Genomic DNA, 21,776 nt, shown 5'->3' on the forward strand with positions numbered 1-21,776 from the left:
GCTCAATGCTCAAGCGCCCGGGGGGGTGGGGCTGCCAGAGCCTGTCCGTTGTCTGGTTCCCGGGATCGGCCCGAGCATGCACACCGGTTCACGGAAAACCTCAGAGCGCGCCCCCGTCCACACCGGTGCCACGGCAAAAGTCTCAATGGGCGGTTCAATGACAGGGTAGAAGGCATGAAGTTCCTCCTTGAGATCGACATGGGTGACAGCGCTTTCGACGGCGACGCGGCACGCGAACTGGGCCGCGCACTGCGGTACTGGGGCGGCAATCTCCACCACTTCGACCTGACGCCGGGTGACGGCGCGGCGATCCACGACTCCCAGTACCGGGAGGTCGGGCACTGGAACATCGTGGAAAACTAGTGATGTTGGCTGAAAGCCTTCGCTCAACGACGCTTTGACGTCGTGCGGAGCGACACCTTCCGGTGATTCCCGAAGCCTTTCCGCACCCGCCCCCACCACGACTTCGTGCCACATATAAGGTCAGAGCGGCAGCTACCACGACCGGTAGAGGCAAGGGCGAGTTCACGACGAAGTCGCCCGCCGGGAGAACTGCCCGGCTTGTCCGGTCTTCCCGTCGCGCGGCGTGACTAGCATGAGCGTTCGTACGGTCCGGAAGATCGGCGTCCCCTTCGGCGCGGACGGCCCGGATCCGCCGCCGACCCGACCGGTCGAGCGGCCGCTCCCCGCACGCAACGACCGAGGGATCGCGGAATGTCAGTGCCTGCTCCACCCTCCACTGCCCGCTCTCAGCCGAAAGCCGGGGCGGGCCGACCGTCGCTGGTCGCGGCGCTCACCGTGCTGGTGGTGGCGGCCGCCGCGGCAGGCGGCGCGGCCGCGCTGGCTCCGGCGGCCGCGCGCACCTGGGCGGTCTGGACGGCCCTGGCCGCCTGGGCGTTCCTCGCCGTCGTCCTGGCCGTGCACACGACGACCGTCGGCCGCGCCCGCCGGGAGGCGGAGACCGCCCGCAGCGAACTGGCCCTCGCGACAGGCCGGTTGACCCAGCAGGCCGCCGAGGCGGCGCAGTTGGTGAACGTCACACTGCCCGGCGTGACACGGCACCTGCAGGACGGCCGGCTCCCCGCGCCCACCCCGCCCTACGATCCTCAACTGGCCCGCATCCTCCAGGAGTTCACGACCGCTCTCAGCGAGGCCGTGCACCGGGCCGACCGGACCGCCGCCGAGCGCGACGCCGCCCACGACGAACTGCGCCGGGCGGCGGGCGAGTTGGACCGCCTGACCTCCGAGACGTTCCCGGCCGCGGTCGAGCGGCTGCGCGACGGCGCCTCGGCCGACACGGTGCTGGCCGAGCCGATCTGGCCCGAGAACCCCCTGTTGAAGGTTCCGGCCGAGACGTTTCTTCGGGAACTGGCCCTGAGCGAGCGGCGCGGAGCCGCCGCGCAGGCCGCGTCGGCGAAGGCGCTCGGCCGGGTGCAGGCGAAGGCCGTGAGCATGCTCGCCGACCTGCGCAGCATGCAGGAGCGGCACGGCGAGGAGGTCTTCGGGGACCTGCTCAAGCTCGACCACGCCACCTCCCAGCTCGGGCTCATGACGGACCGGCTGGCGCTGCTGATGGGCGGCCGCTCCAGCCGCGCCTGGAACCGGCCGATCGTGATGGAGAGCGTGCTGCGCGGCGCCGTCGGACGCATCGCCGCCTACCAGCGGGTGCGGCTGCACTGCGCGACGGACGCGGCGATCGCCGGCTTCGCGGCCGAGGGCGTGATGCACCTGCTCGCCGAACTGATGGACAACGCGGCGAACTTCTCGCCGCCCATCGACGAGGTGCACGTGTATGTGGAGGAGCGCTCCGCGGGCCTCGTCGTGACCATCGAGGACAGCGGCCTGAAGATGGCCGACGCCGCGATGCGGCGGGCCGAGGACGCGGTGTCCGGCCAGGTCACCGACCTGGCGTCGCTGCAGGGCACCCGGCTGGGGCTCGCCGTGGTGGGCCGGCTCGCCGCCAAGTACGGCATCGCCGTGAACTACCGGCCGTCCTCGCGCGGCGGCACCGGCGTCGTCGTGCTGCTGCCGCCCCAGGTCCTCGCCCAGCAGCGCGAACAGGCGCCGCCGGTGAACATCCCGCGTCCGGCGCCCGCCGAGACGCACGAGCGCGCCGACACTCCGGCGGCCGACACCACCCCGGGCGTCACGGCCACCACCAGCACCCCGGACACCGCGTACCCGAACGGCACGGACACCGTGAACCTCATGGACACCACCGACACGGTCGTGCCGCGCCCCGCACCGGGCGTCGAGTCCACGCCGAACGGGCTGCCGGTCAGGCCGCCGGGCCGCACGATGGCCGCGGTCGAGCAGGAGCGCTCGCGCCCCGCGCCGGCCGCCGCCCCCACACCGTCCCGGGACGCGGGCGCCCGCTTCGGCGCCTTCCACGCCGCTCGCCGGGCGAAGGACGCCAAGAAGCCCGACGCCCAGGACGCCGGCCGGCCCGACGCCACGGACTGACCGCCGACACCCCTGGCCGCTCCACCCGGCCGCTCCCAGCCCGCTCCGCACCGCTCTACACCGTGAGATTGGAGGCACGGGCAGCCTTTCCGGACCGCCGGAAGGGCCGTCCCGACCCCGCCATGCAGACCACTGACACCAGCCTGACCTGGCTCCTGGAGAACCTTCTCGAGCGCACTCCCGGCACCCGGTACGCCCTCGTCCTGTCCCGCGACGGTCTGAAGTTGTGCTGGAGCGAGCATCTGACGCTCGACCAGGCCGACCAGCTCGCGGCGATCTGCTCCGGTATCCAGGCACTCGCCCAGGGCGCGTCCGTGGAGTTCGGCAACGGCAGCGGCGGCGTACGGCACTCGATGACCGAGTTCCACGGCGGGCTGCTGTTCATCGTGGACGCCGGAGAGGGCGCGCACCTCGCGGTCGTCGCCGACGAGGAGGCCGATCCGGGCGTCGTGGGCCACCAGATGTCGGAGCTGGTCGAGCAGATCGGGGAGCACCTGCGGGCCGCTCCGCGTCAGTCCGGCGCGGGGGGCGGCGCCCAGTGACGCGGCGGCCGGTGGACACCGGTGCCCCGGACCGGCTGTACACGGTCACCGGGGGCCGCAGCCGCGCCGACGACGCCTCCTTCGACCTGGTGACCCTGGTGGTGAGCGAGTGCGAGCCGGCGTCGGGGATGCAGTCCGAGCACGTACGCATCCTCGAACTGTGCCGGCGGCCCACGGCCGTCGTGGAGATCGCCGCCGAGCTGCGGATGCCGATCACCGTCGTCCGGATCCTGCTCGGCGACCTCCAGGCGAGCGGCAAGATCACCGCCCGCCATCCGAGGGCCGCCCCGTCCGTCGCCGAACTCCCCGATTCCGCTCTTCTCAAGGAGGTGCTCCATGGGCTCCGCAACCTCTGAGCTGCCCGCTCAGCGCACACCGCTCGGCGCCGGCGCGGACACCGGCCTCAAGATCGTCGTGGTCGGCGGGTTCGGGGTCGGCAAGACGACGCTGGTCCGCTCGGTCAGCGAGATCCGTCCGCTGAACACCGAAGAGGTGATGACGCAGGCGGGCGTCGGCGTCGACGAGACGTCGGCGGTGGCCTCCAAGACGACGACCACGGTCGCCTTCGACTTCGGCCGGATCAGCCTCAACGACCACATGGTGCTCTACCTGTTCGGCGCGCCCGGCCAGGAGCGGTTCTGGTTCCTGTGGGACCGGCTGTTCTCCGGGACCCTGGGCGCGGTCGTGCTCGTCGACACCCGGCGCATGGACGACTCCTGGTACGCGATCGACCGCCTGGAACATCACGGGACCCCGTTCGTGGTGGCGGTCAACCGGTTCGACGACGAGCCCGTGCGCCACTCCCTGGAAGAGATCCGCCAGGCCCTCGCGCTGCCCGCGCACATCCCGATGGTCGACTGCGACGCACGGGTCAGGTCGTCCGGGAAGGACGTGCTGATCACCCTCGTCGACCACCTCTACGCCATCGCCATGGCCCAGGAGACGACACCGTGACGGAAACGACGCCCCCCGACGTATCGGCCTGCCCCGCGCACGCGGGCGCCGTCCCGCTCAGCGGCCTGCAGTATCAGCAGACTCCGTCGCAGCTCTACCGCGCGCTGCGCTCGGAGCACGGTCCGGTGGCGCCCGTGCTGCTCGACGGGGACGTGCCCGCGTGGCTCGTGCTCGGTTACGCCGAGCTCGGCTATGTCACGGCGCACGACGAGCTGTTCGCGCGGGACTCGCGGCGCTGGAACCAGTGGGAGCACATCCCTGCCGACTGGCCGCTCATGCCGTTCGTCGGGTACCAGCCGTCGGTGCTGTTCACCGAGGGGGCCGAGCACCGGCGCCGCGCCGGGGTGATCACGCACGCTCTGGAGCAGGTCGACCAGTTCGAACTGGCGCGGGACTGCGCGCAGATCGCCGACCGCCTCATCAACGCGTTCGCGGGCAGTGGGCAGGCCGAGCTGATGGCCTCGTACGCGCACGCGCTGGCGATGCGGGCAGCGGTGCAGATGTGCGGGATGCCCGAACTCGCGGACGAGACGCAGGAGCTCGTGGACGATCTGCGGATCTCCCTGGACGCCAACGAGGGCGACGACCCGGTGGCGGCGTACGTCCGGGTCGGTGAGCGCATCCAGCGTCTGGTGCGGGAGAAGCGGGAGCGGCCGGGGGCCGACGTCACGTCCCGGATGATCCTCGATCCGGCAGGGCTCACCGACGAGGAGATCGTGCAGGACCTGATCTCGGTGATCGCGGCGGCCCAGCAGCCGACGGCGAACTGGATCTGCAACACGCTCCGTCTGCTCCTCACCGACGAGCGCTTCGCGATCAATGTCTCGGGCGGGCGGCTCAGCGTCGGCGAGGCGCTGAACGAGGTGCTGTGGCTGGACACCCCGACGCAGAACTTCATCGGCCGCTGGGCGGTGCGCGACACGCAGCTCGGCGGCCGGCAGATCCGCGCGGGCGACTGTGTGGTGCTGGGTCTCGCGGCCGCGAACTCCGACCCGCAGATCTGGCCGGAGGGCCATGTCGGGGCGGAGAACGCGGCGCACCTGTCGTTCAGCAACGGCGAGCACCGCTGCCCCTACCCCGCTCCGCTGCTCGCCGACGTCATCGCGCGCACCGCGGTGGAGACCCTGCTGGACCGGCTGCCGGATCTGGTCCTCGCGGTGGAGCCGGCCGAGCTGTCCTGGCGGCCGTCGATCTGGATGCGGGGCCTGACGGCGCTGCCGGTGAGTTTCACACCGGTCGTGCGCTGAGCCGGTTCCCCGCAGCGCCTCTGCGGTCGTCCAGGTGTCAGTAGTCGGTCCGCATGGCCGTGCGCACCTCGTCGAGCGTCTGCTCCGCGAGGGCGCCCGCGGTCTCGTTCCCGGCCCGCAGTACGTCCCTGACCAGCTGCGGGTCGCGGGCGTAGGCGGCGCGGCGGGCCCGGATCGGCGCCAGCCGCGTGTTGACCGCCTCGGTGGCGCGGCGCTTGAGCGCGGCACCTCCCCCGTCGCCCAGTTCCTCGGCGACCCGGTGCGGGTCGGTGCCCTCGCAGAGCGCGGTGAGCAGCACCAGTGAAGAGACCTCCGGTCGGGTCGCGGGCTCGTACGTGATGCGGCGCTCGGCGTCGGTCTTGGCGCCGCGCAGCAGCCGGGCGGTGTCGTCGGCGTCGGCGGACAGCGCGATGGCGTTGCCCCGGCTCTTGCTCATCTTGGTGCCGTCGGTGCCGAGGAGCAGCGGCGCCTCGGACAGCAGTGCCTCGGGGCGCGGGAAGAGTTCCGTGCCGTGGCCGTAGCGGTCGTTGAAGCGGCGGGCGACGGTGCGGGTGATCTCCAGGTGAGGCAGCTGGTCCTGGCCGACGGGCACCAGGTTGGCCTTGACGGAGAGGATGTCGGCGGCCTGGTGGACGGGGTAGGTGAGCATGAGCCCGCTGACGGCCGACTGCCGGGAGTGGGCGATCTCGTCCTTCACGGTGGGGTTGCGGTTCAGCTCCGCGACGGAGACGAGGCTGAGGAACGGCAGCAGCAGCTGGTTGAGTGCGGGCACGGCGCTGTGCGTGAAGATCGTGGACCGCTCCGGGTCGATGCCGATGGCCAGGTAGTCCAGGACGAGTTCGGCGACGTACTCCTTGAGGTTCTCGGCCACGTCGCGGTCGGTGAGGACCTGGTAGTCGGGGACGAGGACGAAGGTCTCGACGCCGAGGTCCTGGAGTCTGACGCGGTTGTGGAGGGTGCCGAAGTAGTGGCCGAGATGCAGTCGTCCGGTCGGCCGGTCCCCGGTGAGGACCCGGAAGCGGCCCGGGTCGCCGCGGACGAGCCGCTCCAGTTCCGCGCTGCGGGCGCGCGCGGCGGTGGTGCCGAGGACGTCGGTGGTGGGGTGCTCGACGGTGGCGGTCATGATCTCTCCCTGCGGTTCGACGGGTCGTGGTCGCCCTCGGGGCGGCCCGGCCTCCGCCGGCGGAGATCCGCGGGAGGAAAGCAAGAAGGGCCGTCCGGGGACGGCCCTTGTTCGTGCATGACTGGGGTCGCCTCTAAGTGAGGCGCCACCAGTTCAGACACGTGGAACGAAGCATGTGTACGAGGTTAACACCCGGCCGCCGGTCAGGAGGCGACCGGAGTGAAGCGCACCGGCAGCGACTGCGGGCCGCGGGTGAAGACGCCCTGCTCCACGGGGTCGAAGCCGTCGGCGAGGCGCACGTCGGGCATCGCGTCGAGCAGTTGGTTCACGCCGATCTCGACCTCGGCCTTGGCGAGCAGCGCGCCGACGCAGAAGTGCCGGCCGAGCGCGAAGGCCAGGTGGTCGGCGGCGGCCGAGAAGGCCGTGGTGGTGGTGAGGTCGTCGCGGAAGATGTCGAAGCGGTCGGGCTCGGCGTAGCGGTGCCCGTCGCGGTTGGCGGAGCCGATGAGGCAGGTGACGGTGGCGCCCGCGGGGACGGTGCCGCCGGTCAGCTCCACGTCGGTGGCCGACTGCCGCATGATCATGTGGACCGGGGGCGTGTACCGCAGCGTCTCGGCGAAGGCCCGGTCGATCAGCGAGCGGTCCTCCCGCACGGCCGCCAGCTGCTCGGGGTTGACCAGCAGGTTGGCGAAGATGCTGGCGATCGCCTTGTCGGTGGTCTCGCCGCCGGCCGCGAGGAGCAGGCTGCAGAACGCCTTGATGTCCTCGTCGCTCATCCGTACGCCGTCGACCTCGGCGGCGCACAGGGCGGAGAGCAGGTCGTCGCCCAGGTTCTCGCGGCGGGCCTGGATGATCGGGATCATGTACTCGGCGAACTCGACCCGGGTGCGCTCCCCCGCCGCCGCGACGTCCTTGTCGCCCGCCAGGTTGCCGAGGAAGGCGATGACGGCGGTGTACCAGCCGTGGAAGCGGGCGTGGTCGGCCTTGTCGAGGCCGAGCATGTCGGCGATGACGTTGACCGGGAAGCGGGTGGCGTAGTCGCTGACGATGTCGGCGGAGCCGGTGGCGCGGAACTGGTCTATCAGGGCGCGGGAGTTGTGCTCGATGACCGGCAGGAACTTCTCCTGGAGGTCGCTGCCGCGGAAGGCCGGGGCGACCAGCGCGCGGCGCACGGAGTGCTCGCGGCCGCTGAGCTGGAGGATCGTCTTGCCGTGGACGGGCTCCAGCTGCCAGTCGTAGTTGTCGGTGGTGAACTGGCCCGCCTTGTCCTTGAAGACGCGCTCCACGTCGGCGTAGCGCGAGACGATCCAGCTCTGCGTCGCCTCGTGCCAGAGGAGCGGCTCCGACTCGCGCAGCGCGCGGTAGGCGGGATAGGGGTCGGCGGCGAACTCCGGCGACAGGATGTCGGGGATCTGCGCGGTGGACATGGCGCTCCCTGAAGTGGGATGTACGGACGGTTCACCTCAGGCTATTGATCACCCGCCACCCGGAACAGCCCTCTCCGCGCCGACAGTTGAATGATGAACGCAAACCGTGGCCGAAAACCGACCACGGTTTGCGCCACGTGTCAGCCGTTGGGGAGGATCACCGCGCGGCCGTTGATCTTGCCGTCGTGCAGTCGCTCGTACGCCAGGGGCGCCTCGTCGAGGGAGTACGTCTCGGTGTGCACGGAGACGGCTCCGGCCCGGGCCAGGTCCAGTACCTCGATGAGCTCGCCGCGGCTGCCCCAGTAGGGCGCGGTGACGCTGACCTCGAAGTTGGTCGCGCCGAAGCCGACCGGGAGCAGGCCGCCGCCGATGCCGACGAGGGTCACGTCGCCCTCGACCGCGGCGACGGCGCCGGCGGTCTCGACGGTGGGCTGGACGCCCACGAAGTCGAAGACGGCCTCGGCGCCGCGCCCGCCGGTCAGTTCGCGCACCTTCGCGGCGGCGTCCTTGTCCGAAAGGATCGCCTCGTGGGCGCCGACGGTGCGGGCGAGGGCGAGCTTGTCCTCGGTGACGTCGAGGGCGATCACACGCGCGGCGGTCATGGCGCGCAGGAGCTGGATGGCCACGTGGCCGAGCCCGCCGGTGCCGATGACGACGGCGGTGGAGCCGGGCACGAGCTTGGGCAGCGAGCGCTTGATCGCGTGGTACGGGGTGAGACCGGCGTCGGTGAGCGGCACGGTGGCGACGGGGTCGAGGCCGTCGATCGGCACGAGGTGGCGCGGGTCGTCGACGATCATGTACTCGGCCATGGAGCCGGGGGCGCCGAGTCCGGGCGGACGGATGCCCAGCTCGTCGGCGCGCAGGCAGTAGTTCTCCTTGCCCTGCGCGCAGTTGGCACAGGTGCCGCAGCCCCAGGGTCCGTAGACGGCGACCGGGTCGCCCTCCTTCAGACCGCTCACACCCGCGCCGAGCGCGGCGACGGTGCCGACGCCCTCGTGGCCGAGGGTCAGCGGAAGCTCGTAGGGGAACCCTTCGGCGGGCCAGCTCATCACCGCGATGTCGGAGTGGCAGACGCCCGCGGCGGTCACCTTCAGGAGGACCTGTCCGGGACCCGGCTCCGGGTCAGGGACGGTGACGACCTCCGGCGCTGCCCCGACGGTCCGGTACTGAAGTGCCTTCATGACTCGACTCCTTCGTCGCTCTCGCTCGCCCCCGCCCTTCCACAGTAACCCCCTCGCGTCCCATTGGGACATCTGTCCCAATGGGACATGCGTCATGGCAAAAAAAGGACCCCGACCGTACGGGGGAGAACGGTCGGGGCCTTGGTTCAAAGTTTAACAGCCAACCAACCGTGCTCCACCCATCCCAGTGGTTTCCGTCGGGTGAGATGGGACACATCCACCCAACTGCCGCACATGCCGCGCCTCGAATCTACCCATAAAGTGACAAAACTGAGAAATCACGGCAGCTGTCACAGGAGCGGAGTCTTCGTGGTCGAGTCGCAGTCCGTCCTCACCCCACCTGCGAAGGCCGCGATGTTCCTCGTGGTCACCGTCGCGCCCGGCGGCGAGAGCGCGGTGCGCGACACGTTGGAGGACCTCTCCGGGCTGCTGCGCTCGGTCGCCTTCCGCTCCCCCGACGACGGCCTCACCTGCGTGGCCGGGATCGGCTCGACCGCGTGGGACCGGCTCTTCGCCGGTCCCCGGCCGCGCGAGCTGCACCCCTTCCAGGCCCTGGCCGGACCGCGCCACCTGGCCCCGGCCACCCCCGGCGATCTGCTCCTCCACCTCCGCGCCCGCCGGATGGACCTCTGCTTCGAACTGGCCCGGCTGCTCGTCGACCGGCTCGGCTCCGCCGTCACCGTCGTGGACGAGGTGCACGGCTTCAAGTACTTCGACGAGCGCGACCTGCTCGGCTTCGTCGACGGCAGCGAGAACCCCGTCGGCGGGGCGGCCGCCGCCGCGGTGTACGTGGGCGACGAGGACCCGGACTTCCGCGGCTCCAGCTACGTGATCGTGCAGAAGTACGTGCACGACATGGCGGCCTGGGAAGCGCTGCCCTCCGACGAGCAGGAGAGGGTCATCGGCCGTACCAAGACCGCGAACGTCGAACTGTCCGACGACGTCAAGCCCGCGAACTCGCACGTCGCGCTCAACACGATCGTCGACGACGACGGCACCGAGCGGCAGATCCTGCGCGAGAACATGCCGTTCGGCAGCCTCGGCCGCGGCGAGTTCGGCACGTACTTCATCGGCTACGCGCGCACACCGGACGTCACCGAGCGGATGCTGCGCAACATGTTCCTCGGCGATCCGCCCGGCAACCACGACCGCATCCTCGACTTCTCGACGGCGGTGACGGGGTGCCTCTTCCACGTGCCGAGCGCCGACTTCCTCGACGACCTGCCCGATCCCCCGCCCACCGCGGCCGACGTCGTCGACGGCTCGCTCGGCATCGGCAGCCTCAAAGGAGCCTGAGCATCATGAGCACCCCCACCCCCGGCACCAATCTGCACCGTGAGCTCGCGCCGATCACGCCCGCCGCATGGGCGGAGATCGAGGAGGAGGCCCGCCGCACGTTCCAGCGCCATGTCGCGGGCCGCCGCGTCGTGGACGTCACCGGCCCCGAAGGACCGCAGCTCGCGGCCGTGGGCACCGGCCACCTCACCGACATCGCCCCGCCCGCGCCGGGCGTCACCGCGCGGCTGCGCGCGGCCCGGCCGCTGGTCGAGCTGCGGGTCCCGTTCGTCGTGAGCCGGGAAGCGGTCGACGACGTGGAGCGCGGGGCGCTCGACTCCGACTGGCAGCCCGTGAAGGACGCGGCACGGTCCATGGCCTTCGCCGAGGACCAGGCGATCTTCGACGGTTACGGAGCCGCGGGCATCCCCGGGCTGCGGGAGCGCACCTCCAACCCGGTCCTGAGCCTGCCCGCCGAGCCGCGCGACTACCCGGACACCATCAGCCGCGCCCTCACCGCGCTGCGCCTCGCCGGCGTCGACGGCCCGTACGCGCTGCTGCTCGGCGCCGACGCGTACACGGCCGTCAGCGAGACCTCCGACCACGGCTATCCCGTCGCCAACCATCTGAGCCGGATCCTCGACGGCGAACTGATCTGGGCCCCGGCCCTGAACGGCGCGTTCGTGATCTCCACGCGCGGCGGCGACTTCGAGCTGCGGCTCGGCGAGGACCTGGCGATCGGCTACACGGCGCACGACGGACACGGCATCGAGCTGTACTTCCACCAGACGCTGACCTTCCTTCCGTACACCGACGAGGCCGTGGTCGCCCTCAAAGCCTGAGGGGACGCAGCCCCGGCGCCCGCGGACGGCACGATTCCGGCCCCTCTCACACCGCGATCCGGCCACCGGGAGGCCGAATCCGGCGCTCCCTCTCCTCCCGCACCTCCGCCCCGAACCGGGCCGACGGCGTCTCGCCCGGCCGGCGGCGAAAAACCCCGGCCAGATCACCCGTGCGTACGAACTGGCCGGTCTTGGCGTCGACCGGGTCGGTGGTAGGGGCATCCAATGACGAGGGAGCGCGGAACGGCCAGCTCCGCGCGCACCACCGAGCACTGCGAGGCGATCCGATCCATGACGGAATCCACGACGGAACCGGCCCGCCAGGCCCCCCACCCCCATCCCGCGGCACCCCACGCGTCCCGCGCATCAGCTGCCGCCACCGACCCGATCCCCTTCCCGCAGGACCGCGGCTGCCCCTACCAGCCGCCGGCCGCCTACGCGCCCCTGCGCGACGAACGCCCGCTCAGCCGCGTCACGTTCTACGACGGCCGCACGGTATGGGCCGTCACCGGGCACACCCTGGCCCGTGAACTGCTCGCCGACCCCCGGCTGTCGAGCGACCGCGAACGCCCCGGCTTCCCGGCGCCCACCGAACGGTTCGCGAAGGCCGGCTCACGGCGCGTTGCGCTGCTCGGCGTCGACGACCCCGAGCACAACGCCCAGCGCCGGATGCTGATCCCGAGCTTCTCGCTCAAACGGATCACCGGACTGCGCCCGGGCATTCAGCAGACCGTGGACCGGCTGCTCGACGCCATGGAGCAGCAGGGACCGCCCGCCGACCTCGTCGGCTCGTTCGCGCTGCCGGTGCCCTCCATGGTCATCTGCGCGCTGCTGGGAGTCCCGTACGCGGACCACGAGTTCTTCGAGGAACGCTCACGCCGGCTCCTGCGCGGCCCGGCCCCGTCCGACGTGCAGCGGGCCAGGGACGAACTGGAGGGATACCTGGGCGACCTGATCGACCGCAAGCGCGCCGATCCGGGCGACGGGCTCCTCGACGAACTCATCCACCGGGAAGGGCCCGACGGGCCGCCGGACCGCGACCAGCTGATCGCGTACGCCGTCATCCTGCTCGTCGCCGGACACGAGACGACCGCGAACATGATCTCGCTGGGCACCTTCACGCTGCTGCGCCACCCCGAGCAGCTGGCCGCGCTGCGCGAGGGCCGTACGACGACGGCCGTCGCGGTGGAGGAGCTGCTGCGGTATCTGTCCATCGCGGACGGGCTGTTGCGGATCGCGAAGGAGGACATGGAGGTGGCCGGGTCGACGGTCCGGGCCGGTGAGGGCGTCGTGTTCTCCACGTCGCTGATCAACCGCGACGACGGCGCCTTCCCGCAGGCGGAGAGCCTCGACTGGGACCGCAGCGCGCGCCACCATCTCGCGTTCGGGTTCGGGATCCACCAGTGCCTGGGCCAGAACCTCGCGCGCGCCGAGCTGGAGATCGCGCTCGACAGCCTCCTGAGGCGGTTCCCCGCGCTGCGTCTCGCGGCTCCCGCCGAGGAGATCCCGTTCAAGCCCGGGGACACCATCCAGGGCATGCTCGAACTGCCGGTCGCGTGGTGAGCGCCGTGCGGGTCGAGGTCGACAAGGAGCGGTGCGTGGGCGCGGGCATGTGCGCGCTGACCGCCCCGGACGTGTTCACACAGGACGACGACGGACTCAGCGAAGTGCTCCCGGGCCGCGCGACGGCGGCCGGGGAGCACCCCCTGGTGAAGGAGGCGGTGCGGGCCTGCCCGGTGGGCGCCGTGTCCCTGACCGGCGAGGGCTGACCCGGGGCCGGGCCGCGCTCAGCCGTGCGGCACCACCGCGACCGGGCACGGCGCGTGGTGCAGCACGGCGTGCGCGACGGAGCCGATCCGGGCGCCGACGGCGGTGCGCCGGGCCCGGCGTCCGACGACCAGGAGCTGGGCCTGAGAGGCCACCGACAGGAGCACCTGGCCGGCGCTGCCGATCTCGACGTGCTCGACGACCGGCACGTCGGGGAAGCGGTCGCGCCAGGGCGCGAGCGCCGCGGCCAGTGCCTTCTTCTCGTGGGGCTCCATGCCTCCGGACTCGTCGAGGAGCTGGAGCGAGGCCGGGCTGTAGGCGAAGACCGGCGGCAGGCTCCAGGCCCGCACCGCGCGCACCGTCGCGCCGCGGGCGGCCGCGGCGGCGAAGGCGAACTCCAGGGTGGCGGCGCTGTCCTCGGCGTCGCCCTCCTGCCCGACGACGACCTCGCGCCCGGCGGCCTCGGCGCTCGCCTCGGCGCCCTCCCTGACCAGGACCACGGGCCGCTCCGCCGACGCGACGACCTGCCGGCCGACGGAGCCGAGCAGGAATCCGACGAGGGTGCCGTACCCGCGCGAGCCGAGGACGAGGAGTTCCGCGTCGCGCGCGGCGGCCGTCAGCGCCGCGGGGGCCGCGTCGTCGAGGACGTCGACGGTGACGGAGAGACCGGGGTGGCGCTCGGCGATCTCCTGCTCGGCGTCCTCCAGCAGATCGTGCGCCCACCGCGTGCTCGCGGCCTCGTCGGCGGCGATCGCGAGGCTCTCCGGCAGCGCCTCGCTCACATGCACCAGCCGCAGCGGCAGCTCGCGCCGTACCGCCTCGCGTGCCGCCCAGGCGGCCGCCGCCGCGCTCTCGGGTGATCCGTCCACTCCCGCGGTGATCGGCCGGGCCATGGGACCGCCTCCCTCATCCGTGCACTGCACTGTCGGTTGTCGCCCGTTCCGCGCGCCGCGGAGGAGCCGCTGTCGTCGATCTTGCCCTACTGCCGGGATTGTCCCCACCGCAGTCTCGCGGACGGGCCGGGACCGCGGGGGCGTAGCGGTTCAAGTGGGCCGGTTTCACCGGGTGTTCATCTGTGATCCGTCCCGACCCGTTCCCCGGGACGGCCCGGCGATCTACGCTCGGCGGCGCCCCCGACCCCGACGAAAGGCCCGCTCCGTGCCCTTCAGATCCGCGGCGCCCACCCGCCGCCGCCTCGCCGCGCTCGGTCTGGCGACCGCCCTCGCCCTGACCCTGCCGGGCCCGCTCGCCTCGGCCGCCGCGCCGCAGGACCGCCCCACCGCCTCCGTCGACCCGCTGATCGGCTCGGCGAACGGCGGCAACACCTATCCGGGAGCCACCCGCCCGTACGGGATGATCTCCTGGTCCCCGACCAGCACCACCGGCGACCAGACCAACACCGGCGCGGCGAACGGGTACGCGTACAACACCACCCGGATACGAGGTCTCAGCCTCACCCACGTCAACGGCGCGGGCTGTCATCCCGGCGCCGCGGGCGACGTGCCGATCATGCCGTTCGTCGGCGACGTCACCTCGTCCCCCTCGGCCGACACCAAGGACGCGGTCTACGCCTCGGACTTCCGCCACGACAACGAGCGGGCGGTGCCCGGCCGTTACACCCTGGGCCTCGACTCGGGCGCGACGGCCGACCTCGCGGTGAGCCGCCGTGCGGGCGTCGCCGACTTCGGCTTCCCCGCCGGCGAGGCCGCCTCGCTGCTGTTCCGCACGTCCAACTCCCTCAACGGCAGTGAAGACGCGCACGTAGAGATCGACCGGGCGCACCGCAAGGTCACCGGCTGGGTGCTGACCGGCGCGTTCTGCGGCCGCCGGGCCAACGGCGGCACCAACAACCGCAAGAGCTACTACAAGCTCTACTTCAGCGCGTCGTTCGACCGGGACTTCGCCTCGTACGGAACCTGGAAGGACGCCACCGTCTCCCCCGGCTCCACCAGCGCGGACGGCGGCGAGGGCTACGCGACCGGCGCGGACCGCGCGGGACGGGGCTCCGGCGGCTGGGTCGGCTTCGACACGGCGTCTGACAACGATGTCCACATGCGGCTCGGGATCTCGTACGTGTCCTTGAAGGGCGCCGAGACCAATCTGCGCGAGGAGATCGCCCCGCGGGCGAGCGTCGACGCCGTGGCGGCCGAGGCGTCCCGCGACTGGGACCGCGAGCTGAGCTCCGTGAAGATCTCGGGCGGCAGCGACGCGCAGCGCACCACCTTCTACACGGCGCTCTACCACTCCCTGATGCAGCCGAACATCATCAGCGACACCGACGGACGCTATCCCGGCATGGACGGCGCCCCGCACCGCCTCGCGCGCGGGCAGAGCGCGCAGTACAGCAACTTCTCCGGCTGGGACCAGTACCGCGCGCAGATCCAGCTGCTCGCGCTGCTGAAACCGAAGGTGGCCGGGGACTTCGCGCAGTCGTTGTACAACTTCGCGCGGCAGAACGACGGCGTGTGGGACCGCTGGGTGCACATCAGCGGAGCCACGCACGTCATGACCGGCGATCCGTCCGCCGCGACCCTCGCCACGTTCTACGCGATGGGAGTACGGAACTTCGACTACGAGGGCGCCTTCGAGTCGCTGGCCCGCCAGGCGACCGAGCCGCGCGACGCGGGCCTGTCGGACGCGGGCTGCCCCGGACAGTGCGAAGGCCAACGACCGAACCTCGCGCAGTACTTGACCTCGCACTACGCGCCGCAGGACGTGTGCCACTGCTGGGGCGGGGCCGCCGAGACGCTGGAGGACTCGGTCGCCGACGCCGCGCTCGGATCGTGGGCGAAGCTGCTCGGCAAGGAGAAGCAGGCCGCGTACTTCACCGAGCGCGGCACCTGGTGGCGCAATGTCTTCAACGCGGACACCGGCTACGTCCAGGCGCGCAACGTCGACGGGTCGTGGGTGACACCGTTCAGCCCCGGCAGCGACCTCGGGTTCGCGCAGGGCACGAGCGCCACGTACACCTGGATGGTGCCGCAGGACGTCCAGGGACTCGCGGACGCCATGGGCGGCCGGGAGACCGCCGCGAGCCGCCTCGACGGGTTCTTCCACAAGGCGGACGGCTCCTGGTCCGTCAAGGGCGGCGACGCGCTGCGCTACGACCCGACGAACGAGCCGGGCATCCACGCGCCGTGGCTCTACAACGCGCTCGGACAGCCCTGGAAGACCCAGGCCACGGTCCGCGAGATCGTCGACACCGTCTACGGGACCGGGCCCTCGGGCCTGCCCGGCAACGACGACCTCGGCACCATGTCCGCCTGGTACGTCTTCTCGGCGCTCGGCCTGTACCCGAAGGCGCCGGGCAGCGCCGACCTGCTGCTCGGCGCCCCGCTGTTCCCGCACGCGGTGGTGGACCGGCCGGGGCGCACGGACCTGGTGGTCGACGCCCCGGCGGCCGACGACACGCACGCCTACGTCTCCGGGGTGCGCCTCGACGGCCGCGTGCACGACCGGTCCTGGACGGACGCGGACTTCCTGCGGACCGGCGGCACCCTCTCCTACCGGCTGACGGACCGGCCGGACACGGCGTGGGCCACCGATCCGGCGGGGCTGCCCCGCTGATCCGACGCCCGGGGAAGGTCAGTCCTCGCCGACGACCTTCCCCGGGTTGAACAGGTCCAGCGGGTCGAGGGTCTGCTTCACGGCGCGCTGCATCGCGAGCACGGCGGGACCGAGTTCGGCCCGCATCCCGCCGCGCTTGAGCAGCCCCACGCCGTGCTCGCCGGTGACGGTGCCGCCCGCGGCGATCGCGGCCTGGAGGAGCTCCTCGAAGGCGGCCTGCGCGGCGACGCGGGCCGCCTCGTCACCGGGCTCGGTGATCAGCAGCGGATGCAGATTGCCGTCGCCCGCGTGCGCGATGGTGGCGATGCGTACGCCGTGCGCGCGGCCGATCTTCTCGATGGTGGCGAGCATCGCGGGCACGGCGGAGCGCGGCACGCACAGGTCCTCGGTGAGGACGGGCCCGAGGCGCTCCAGCGCCGGATAGGCGAGACGTCGTACGTCGAACAGGGCCTCGGCCTCGACGGCGTCGGTGGACTGCTCGGCCCACATCGCCCCGGCCTCGCGGAACGCGGCGGCCATGGCGTCGGCCTCGGCCGCGCCCGCGTCGCCGGGGGCGTCGATCCGGGCGAGCAGCATGGCCTCGGCGCCGGGTTCGATGCCGAGGTGCTTCCAGTCCTCCACCGCCTGCATGCAGGCGCGGTCGAGGAGTTCGAGGGCGGCCGGGGCCAGGCCGCGGCTCGTGACCAGGGCGACCGCGGCGCCCGCCGCGACGAGGCTGTCGAAGGCGCCGACGACGGTGCGGGGCTCGGCCACCGGGGCGGGCCGCAGCTTCAGCGTGATCTCGGTGACGACCCCGAAGGTGCCCTCGGAGCCGACGAACAGGCTCGTCAGGTCGTATCCGGCGACGCCCTTGGTGGTGCGCCGGCCGAGCCGGACGCGGGAGCCGTACTCGCCCGCGGGGCCGCCCATGACGACCTCCATCCCGAGGACGTAGTCCCGGGTGACGCCGTACTTGAGACAGCACAGGCCGCCCGCGTTCGTGGAGACGTTGCCGCCGATCGTGGACCAGGGGGCGCTGGCCGGGTCCGGCGGGTACCACAGGCCGTGCTCGGCGACGGCGGCCTTGAGGTCGTTGTTGACGACGCCGGGCTGGACGACGGCGATCAGGTTCTCGGTGTCGATCTCCAGGATGCGGTTCATCCGCGACACGTCGAGGACGAGACAGCCGTCGACGGCGTTGGCGCCGCCGGACAGGCCGGTGCCCGCGCCCCGGGTGACGACGGGTATCCGCCGGGCCGCGCACTCCCTGACGACGGCCTGGACCTCGTCGGCGGACGTGGCGCGCACCGCGGCCAGGGGCCGGCCCACGGGCGCCCACTCGGCGTCGTCCCGGCCGAGCGTCGCGAGGACGTCGGCGTCCGTGACGAGGGTGCTGTCGGGGAGCGCGGCGGCGAGTTCGCGCACCGCCCCTGCTGTGTCTGCCGTGTTGATGGCGTACCTCCTGAGCAAATGTGCATGACCGGCGAGTTCGCGGGTAACTGCCGAACACCATGATGGAACAGAGCGTTGCGTCGGCCCACGGCGCGGGAGGGACGGTGGATTCCACCATGAGCGGGACGGACGTCACTGCGCACAGGACCCGGACCACGGTTGGTGAGGTATCCGCGTACGAGATCTCCGACCCCGGCCGGGTGGCGCCGCTGGACGCGCGGGAGCTGTCTCGCCAGTTCTTCCGGCGGCTCGCGGAGCTGGAGGAGGGCACTCCGGAGTACCAGTACACGCGCAACACGCTGATCGAGATGAACATGTCGCTGGTCCGCTTCGCGGCCGGTCGCTTCCGGCACCGCGGCGGCTCCACCGAGGACTTCGAAGACATCGTGCAGGTCGGCACGATCGGTCTGATCAAGGCGATCGACCGGTTCGAGATCTCGCGCGAGGTGGAGTTCACGTCGTTCGTGCTGCCCTACATCAGCGGCGAGATCAAGCGTTTCTTCCGGGACACGACGTGGGCCGTGCACGTGCCGCGCAGGCTTCAGGAGATGCGGCTCGAACTGGCGAAGGCACGCGACGAGCTGTGCAGCCGTCTGGACCGGGAGCCGAGCACCGCCGAGCTGGCGACGCTGATGGACCTCTCGGAGGGCCAGGTCGTGGAGGCCCAGCTCGCTTCGAACGGCTATACGTCCGCGTCCCTGGACGCGGCATTGACCGGTGGTGACAGCGGGCAGGACGGCGAGTCGGTGCTCGCGGACTTCATCGGGGTCGAGGACGGCGCGATGGAGCTCGTCGAGGACTTCCACGCGCTCGCCCCGCTGGTGGCCAGGCTCCCGCAGCGGGACCGGCAGCTGCTCCATCTGCGGTTCGTCGAGGAGCTGACCCAGGCGGAGATCGGTGAGCGGCTCGGATACTCGCAGATGCATGTGTCACGCCTGATCAAGCAGCTGATCTCCCGGCTGCGCTCGGGCATGCTCGCCGAGGCGGACACCGTCTGAGCCGGGCTTTCAGGAGGGCAGTGCCAGCACTGCCTGTACGCGCTTGCCGACGGGCACTCGCTCCACGGTGACGTCGGCGAGCGCGTCCACGATCTCCAGGCCGTGCCCCCCGATGCGCCCCGGGTCCTTGGGAAAGCGCAGGGGTACGGCCGCGCTGCTGTCGTAGACGGTGACGACGATGTGCCGCGCCGTCCCCTCCAGCTCCAGGACGTAGGGGCCCGCACTGTGCCGGTCCGCGTTGGTGATCAGTTCGCTGACGATGAGCATCACGTCACCGGTCACGTGCGTGTCGAGACCCACGCACCACTCCTGGCGCAGCCGTGTCAGGAACGCGCGGGTGAACGCGCGTGCGTCGGCTATGCAACCCGGTTCACCGGAGTAGTGCGTCACCTGCCGCAGCGGGTCGACCGACGCCTCGAAGCCCGATCGGATCACTTCTCCGCCCATGCACTCGGTGTACTCGCTCATCCATGTCTCTCTCGCGCCCCGGCCCGTGTGGCAAGGCCCCCGCAGCCATGCTGATACCCCGACTCGCCCGAGGCAGTCCTGATTGGGCCGCCCCGAGTGACCGCATCGGGTTCCGGTCGTTTGACGGTCGTCGACACGTCTCGTTGTCCGGCGTGTCCTTCGGTCCGTCTCTCGACCCGAAAGGCCCGATCATGTCCGTCCTCCGACCCGGCCGTCCCGTCAAGCGCACCAGGATAGCCACGGATCGTGCCGAGGCCGCTCTCGTCACGCAGTACACGGCGCTGGTGCGCCTCGCGTATCTCACTCTTCCCGCCGCCCTCTCCCGTCACCGGCGGGTCCTGCTGGCCCACGGAGCCGCGCAACGGGCGCTGCCCGGGGCGCGCGGCGCGCTCGTGCCCCGCCCGCGCGGTCCGCAGGACGGCGACACCCTCACCCGGGACGCCCTGCGGGTACGGGTGTTGCGCGCGGCCCTGTCCGCCGCCCACCGGCCCGCCGGCTGGCCCGGCGCACTGCCGCCGCCCCGGACCCTCGTGCCGAGGCTGCCCGTGGTGTGGGGGCTGCGGCTGTTCCCGCACGCGGGCGGCCCGGAGGAGATCGCACTGGGGCAGGCGCTCGCCGACCCGCCTGCCCCGACCCGTGCCGCGTTCGTGCTGCGCCGCGTCGACGGCCTGCCGGACAAGCGGGTCGCCGCGCTGCTGGAGGCGGCCGGTGTTCCGGACGGCTCGGCGAGCGTCCTGGCCGCCGCTGAGCTGGACGCGGCCGCCGGTGCGGCCGCCGAAGCCCTGCTGCGCTCCCAGGAGTTCGACGCCTGTTCGGTCCAGAGCCGGCCCACCGATCTGGTCCGCCGCGGCCGGCGCAAGCGGGCCGTGTGGGTCACGGGCGCGGCGGTCGCCGTCGCCCTGGCCGCGGTGATCGTCCCGCAGAGCACCGACGGCTCCGGACAGCCGACGACGGCCGCCCGCGCCGCCACACCCCGGTATCTCTCCGCCGACCGCCTGGTGCGGACCGCACCGGGACAGTGGGCGGACACCTCCCGCGTCGACTTCACGGCGTGGCCCGCGCGCGGCGACCGCAAGGACGACAAGGACCTGCTCTCCCGCGCACTGGGCACCTGGGCGGCGCCCACCACCGACGTGCGGGTGACGTCGACGCCCGGCACTCCGGTCGACGCGCCACCGCGCAGTCCGCAGCTGCTGTACGCGGGCGATGTCGGCGGCCGGGCCGTGGTCCTGTTCAGCGACGGCGAGCGTCTGGCGCGGTACACCGACGCCGACGGCGACTCACCCGCCGCGCTCGACCTGGCCCGGGCGGACGACGCGGACGTCACCTCGGCCGCCGTCGTCGTGCTGGCCCGGTCGAAGGGCTCGGCCCGCTATCTGACCGCCCCCTGGGTCGCCGAGTCGACGACCCGGGATCTACTGCGGCCCGACAGCCCGGCCCGGCCGCTGCACGTGTCCGGCGACGGCGTGACCGACACGGTCCCGGTGGTCGCGGCGGGGAACTGCCAGCGGCGTCCCGTGCTGCAACTGCGCTCCTCCTCGCGGATCGTGGAGCATCACGCCTTCGTGGTCGCGGATCTCGGCGGGCTCTCGCCCGTGCACCTCACGTACACGCCGCTGCCGGGACACGGCACTCCCCCGGCGCGGCAGCCGCGTGAGGCGACGAGCAGCCAGGCGCTGCTCGCGTGGGCGCGCAGCGCGTGCCGGCTCGGCTCGTGGGCGGGCGGCGGCGTGCGCGCCGTGAACGCCTGGGACTTCGCCGAGCAGGATCTGCCGGAGGGCGGCGGCCACGCGGTGTGGATGTGTGCGCGTGCCTCGACGTGGCGCGGACCGGGCGATGTGGCCATGCTGCTGCGTACGCCCACCACGTCGCTGACCACGCCGGCCGAGCTGGTCGGGCAGGCGCGGAACACGGCGGCGTGCAGCCGCTTCGGGCAGCACGTGGTGGCCTCGACGCGGTGGAAGTCGCCGAAGGACCACTGGTACCTGGTCGCGGCGGGCAGCCGTGCGGTCGTCGGGATCACGGCGAGCGGAGCGGTCGACTCCGCCCGTCCCGGCCGGACGCTTGCGGTGCGGGCGCCCGAGGACGGCACGGTCCGGGTCACGGCGCGCCTCTCCGGCGAGGCCGGTGGGGAGCAGCTCTCGGAGGTGGGCGCCGCAGGGCGCTGAAAGCCCCCGGCCACGGGGCCGGGGGCTCGGTACAGGGTGGAGGGGGGGGGGGGGGGGCGGGGGGGGGGGCCCCTCTCCCCGCCCCCTTCCCCCCCCCGCTCCCCTGTTCAGCCGGTGGTCTCCGCGTCCCCGGCCACCACCAGGAACGCGTCCGTCTCCAGGTCCATCACCACGCGCGCGGCGCGGCCCTGGGCGCGCAGTCGCGCCGCGTACTCCTCGGCCGGCCAGGATCCTCGCGGCGCTCCCGCGGAAAACCGTCGCAACACCTCTGCTCGCATGTCGCCAGCACCTCCACCCGTCGCACTCTCACGGACCGCCCTCGC

Annotated in this window: 20 protein-coding genes; 13 read left to right on the forward strand and 7 right to left on the reverse strand. The window is 72.3% G+C overall.

The window, feature by feature from the left end; genetic code table 11:
- Positions 1-174: 174 nt before the first annotated feature.
- The 6 genes from ACFVDP_RS01730 to ACFVDP_RS01755 all read left to right on the forward strand — a co-directional run bounded on the left by ACFVDP_RS01730 (position 175) and on the right by ACFVDP_RS01755 (position 5,206).
- Positions 175-363 carry a hypothetical protein gene (locus ACFVDP_RS01730; protein WP_383481569.1) on the forward strand — a complete coding sequence of 63 codons (189 nt, stop codon included), beginning with the start codon at positions 175-177 and terminating at the stop codon, positions 361-363.
- Between the two features lie 351 nt (positions 364-714).
- Positions 715-2,463, forward strand: a complete 1,749-nt coding sequence (locus tag ACFVDP_RS01735; protein ID WP_383481572.1) for a sensor histidine kinase — start codon at positions 715-717, stop codon at positions 2,461-2,463.
- Between the two features lie 122 nt (positions 2,464-2,585).
- Positions 2,586-3,005, forward strand: coding sequence for a roadblock/LC7 domain-containing protein (locus ACFVDP_RS01740; protein WP_383481575.1), 420 nt, complete (start codon positions 2,586-2,588; stop codon positions 3,003-3,005).
- Positions 3,002-3,361 (forward strand): DUF742 domain-containing protein, encoded by a 360-nt coding sequence (locus ACFVDP_RS01745; RefSeq protein ID WP_383481578.1) that lies wholly within the window; start codon positions 3,002-3,004, stop codon positions 3,359-3,361. Before ACFVDP_RS01740 ends, ACFVDP_RS01745 begins: the two co-directional genes overlap by 4 nt.
- Positions 3,342-3,959, forward strand: coding sequence for an ATP/GTP-binding protein (locus tag ACFVDP_RS01750; protein WP_383481581.1), 618 nt, complete (start codon positions 3,342-3,344; stop codon positions 3,957-3,959). Before ACFVDP_RS01745 ends, ACFVDP_RS01750 begins: the two co-directional genes overlap by 20 nt.
- Positions 3,956-5,206, forward strand: coding sequence for a cytochrome P450 (locus ACFVDP_RS01755; RefSeq protein WP_383481583.1), 1,251 nt, complete (start codon positions 3,956-3,958; stop codon positions 5,204-5,206). Before ACFVDP_RS01750 ends, ACFVDP_RS01755 begins: the two co-directional genes overlap by 4 nt.
- Before the next feature lie 37 nt (positions 5,207-5,243).
- On the opposite strand, the gene trpS is transcribed toward ACFVDP_RS01755, so the two are convergent.
- The 3 genes from trpS to ACFVDP_RS01770 form a co-directional block, all read right to left on the reverse strand.
- On the reverse strand, positions 5,244-6,329 hold the full coding sequence (gene trpS, locus ACFVDP_RS01760) for a tryptophan--tRNA ligase (protein WP_383481586.1): 1,086 nt from the start codon (positions 6,327-6,329) through the stop codon (positions 5,244-5,246).
- Between the two features lie 203 nt (positions 6,330-6,532).
- A complete protein-coding gene (locus ACFVDP_RS01765) occupies positions 6,533-7,756 on the reverse strand; it encodes a cytochrome P450 (RefSeq protein ID WP_383481589.1) in 1,224 nt (407 codons plus the stop codon).
- Positions 7,757-7,896: 140 nt separating this feature from the next.
- Entirely contained in the window at positions 7,897-8,937 is a 1,041-nt protein-coding gene (locus ACFVDP_RS01770) for an NAD(P)-dependent alcohol dehydrogenase (protein WP_383481592.1), read from the reverse strand.
- A 309-nt stretch (positions 8,938-9,246) separates the two neighbouring features.
- Here ACFVDP_RS01770 and ACFVDP_RS01775 point away from each other — a divergent pair, with 309 nt between their 5' ends.
- The 4 genes from ACFVDP_RS01775 to ACFVDP_RS01790 all read left to right on the forward strand — a co-directional run bounded on the left by ACFVDP_RS01775 (position 9,247) and on the right by ACFVDP_RS01790 (position 12,823).
- A complete protein-coding gene (locus ACFVDP_RS01775; RefSeq protein WP_383481595.1) occupies positions 9,247-10,233 on the forward strand; it encodes a Dyp-type peroxidase in 987 nt (328 codons plus the stop codon).
- Positions 10,234-10,238: 5 nt separating this feature from the next.
- The gene (locus tag ACFVDP_RS01780) at positions 10,239-11,054 is read left to right on the forward strand and encodes a family 1 encapsulin nanocompartment shell protein (RefSeq protein WP_383481598.1); all 816 of its coding nucleotides are present in this window, start codon (positions 10,239-10,241) and stop codon (positions 11,052-11,054) included.
- Between the two features lie 291 nt (positions 11,055-11,345).
- Positions 11,346-12,617, forward strand: a complete 1,272-nt coding sequence (locus ACFVDP_RS01785; protein ID WP_383481601.1) for a cytochrome P450 — start codon at positions 11,346-11,348, stop codon at positions 12,615-12,617.
- A gap of 5 nt (positions 12,618-12,622) precedes the next feature.
- Positions 12,623-12,823: a ferredoxin gene (locus ACFVDP_RS01790; RefSeq protein WP_383484257.1), complete on the forward strand. Its 201-nt coding sequence runs from the start codon at positions 12,623-12,625 to the stop codon at positions 12,821-12,823.
- 18 nt (positions 12,824-12,841) lie between these two features.
- Here ACFVDP_RS01790 and ACFVDP_RS01795 read toward each other — a convergent pair whose 3' ends face one another.
- On the reverse strand, positions 12,842-13,714 hold the full coding sequence (locus tag ACFVDP_RS01795; RefSeq protein WP_383481603.1) for a universal stress protein: 873 nt from the start codon (positions 13,712-13,714) through the stop codon (positions 12,842-12,844).
- Between the two features lie 265 nt (positions 13,715-13,979).
- On the opposite strand from ACFVDP_RS01795, the gene ACFVDP_RS01800 reads away from it, so the two are divergent.
- Positions 13,980-16,388, forward strand: coding sequence for a GH92 family glycosyl hydrolase (locus ACFVDP_RS01800; protein WP_383481606.1), 2,409 nt, complete (start codon positions 13,980-13,982; stop codon positions 16,386-16,388).
- Positions 16,389-16,406: 18 nt separating this feature from the next.
- Here ACFVDP_RS01800 and ACFVDP_RS01805 read toward each other — a convergent pair whose 3' ends face one another.
- Positions 16,407-17,792 carry an FAD-binding oxidoreductase gene (locus ACFVDP_RS01805; RefSeq protein ID WP_383481609.1) on the reverse strand — a complete coding sequence of 462 codons (1,386 nt, stop codon included), beginning with the start codon at positions 17,790-17,792 and terminating at the stop codon, positions 16,407-16,409.
- 143 nt (positions 17,793-17,935) lie between these two features.
- Between ACFVDP_RS01805 and ACFVDP_RS01810 the strand changes: the two genes are divergently transcribed.
- Positions 17,936-18,817: a SigB/SigF/SigG family RNA polymerase sigma factor gene (locus ACFVDP_RS01810; RefSeq protein ID WP_383481611.1), complete on the forward strand. Its 882-nt coding sequence runs from the start codon at positions 17,936-17,938 to the stop codon at positions 18,815-18,817.
- A gap of 9 nt (positions 18,818-18,826) precedes the next feature.
- On the opposite strand, the gene ACFVDP_RS01815 is transcribed toward ACFVDP_RS01810, so the two are convergent.
- The gene (locus ACFVDP_RS01815; RefSeq protein ID WP_383481614.1) at positions 18,827-19,285 is read right to left on the reverse strand and encodes an ATP-binding protein; all 459 of its coding nucleotides are present in this window, start codon (positions 19,283-19,285) and stop codon (positions 18,827-18,829) included.
- A gap of 191 nt (positions 19,286-19,476) precedes the next feature.
- On the opposite strand from ACFVDP_RS01815, the gene ACFVDP_RS01820 reads away from it, so the two are divergent.
- Positions 19,477-21,453: a hypothetical protein gene (locus tag ACFVDP_RS01820; RefSeq protein ID WP_383481617.1), complete on the forward strand. Its 1,977-nt coding sequence runs from the start codon at positions 19,477-19,479 to the stop codon at positions 21,451-21,453.
- 107 nt (positions 21,454-21,560) lie between these two features.
- Here ACFVDP_RS01820 and ACFVDP_RS01825 read toward each other — a convergent pair whose 3' ends face one another.
- On the reverse strand, positions 21,561-21,731 hold the full coding sequence (locus ACFVDP_RS01825) for a hypothetical protein (RefSeq protein WP_383481620.1): 171 nt from the start codon (positions 21,729-21,731) through the stop codon (positions 21,561-21,563).
- Positions 21,732-21,776 lie beyond the last annotated feature (45 nt).

Source organism: Streptomyces sp. NPDC057694, assembly GCF_042799415.1.
Classification (GTDB): Bacteria; Actinomycetota; Actinomycetes; order Streptomycetales; family Streptomycetaceae; genus Streptomyces.

Bases quoted from the DNA above. Each gene is read 5' to 3' on its own strand.
- ACFVDP_RS01730 (WP_383481569.1), top strand. From the start codon at position 175: ATGAAGTTCCTCCTTGAGATCGACATGGGTGACAGCGCTTTCGACGGC.
- ACFVDP_RS01735 (WP_383481572.1), top strand. From the start codon at position 715: ATGTCAGTGCCTGCTCCACCCTCCACTGCCCGCTCTCAGCCGAAAGCC.
- ACFVDP_RS01740 (WP_383481575.1), top strand. From the start codon at position 2,586: ATGCAGACCACTGACACCAGCCTGACCTGGCTCCTGGAGAACCTTCTC.
- ACFVDP_RS01750 (WP_383481581.1), top strand. From the start codon at position 3,342: ATGGGCTCCGCAACCTCTGAGCTGCCCGCTCAGCGCACACCGCTCGGC.
- trpS (WP_383481586.1), bottom strand. From the start codon at position 6,329: ATGACCGCCACCGTCGAGCACCCCACCACCGACGTCCTCGGCACCACC.
- ACFVDP_RS01765 (WP_383481589.1), bottom strand. From the start codon at position 7,756: ATGTCCACCGCGCAGATCCCCGACATCCTGTCGCCGGAGTTCGCCGCC.
- ACFVDP_RS01770 (WP_383481592.1), bottom strand. From the start codon at position 8,937: ATGAAGGCACTTCAGTACCGGACCGTCGGGGCAGCGCCGGAGGTCGTC.
- ACFVDP_RS01780 (WP_383481598.1), top strand. From the start codon at position 10,239: ATGAGCACCCCCACCCCCGGCACCAATCTGCACCGTGAGCTCGCGCCG.
- ACFVDP_RS01785 (WP_383481601.1), top strand. From the start codon at position 11,346: ATGACGGAATCCACGACGGAACCGGCCCGCCAGGCCCCCCACCCCCAT.
- ACFVDP_RS01795 (WP_383481603.1), bottom strand. From the start codon at position 13,714: ATGGCCCGGCCGATCACCGCGGGAGTGGACGGATCACCCGAGAGCGCG.
- ACFVDP_RS01810 (WP_383481611.1), top strand. From the start codon at position 17,936: ATGAGCGGGACGGACGTCACTGCGCACAGGACCCGGACCACGGTTGGT.
- ACFVDP_RS01815 (WP_383481614.1), bottom strand. From the start codon at position 19,285: ATGAGCGAGTACACCGAGTGCATGGGCGGAGAAGTGATCCGATCGGGC.
- ACFVDP_RS01820 (WP_383481617.1), top strand. From the start codon at position 19,477: ATGTCCGTCCTCCGACCCGGCCGTCCCGTCAAGCGCACCAGGATAGCC.
- ACFVDP_RS01825 (WP_383481620.1), bottom strand. From the start codon at position 21,731: ATGCGAGCAGAGGTGTTGCGACGGTTTTCCGCGGGAGCGCCGCGAGGA.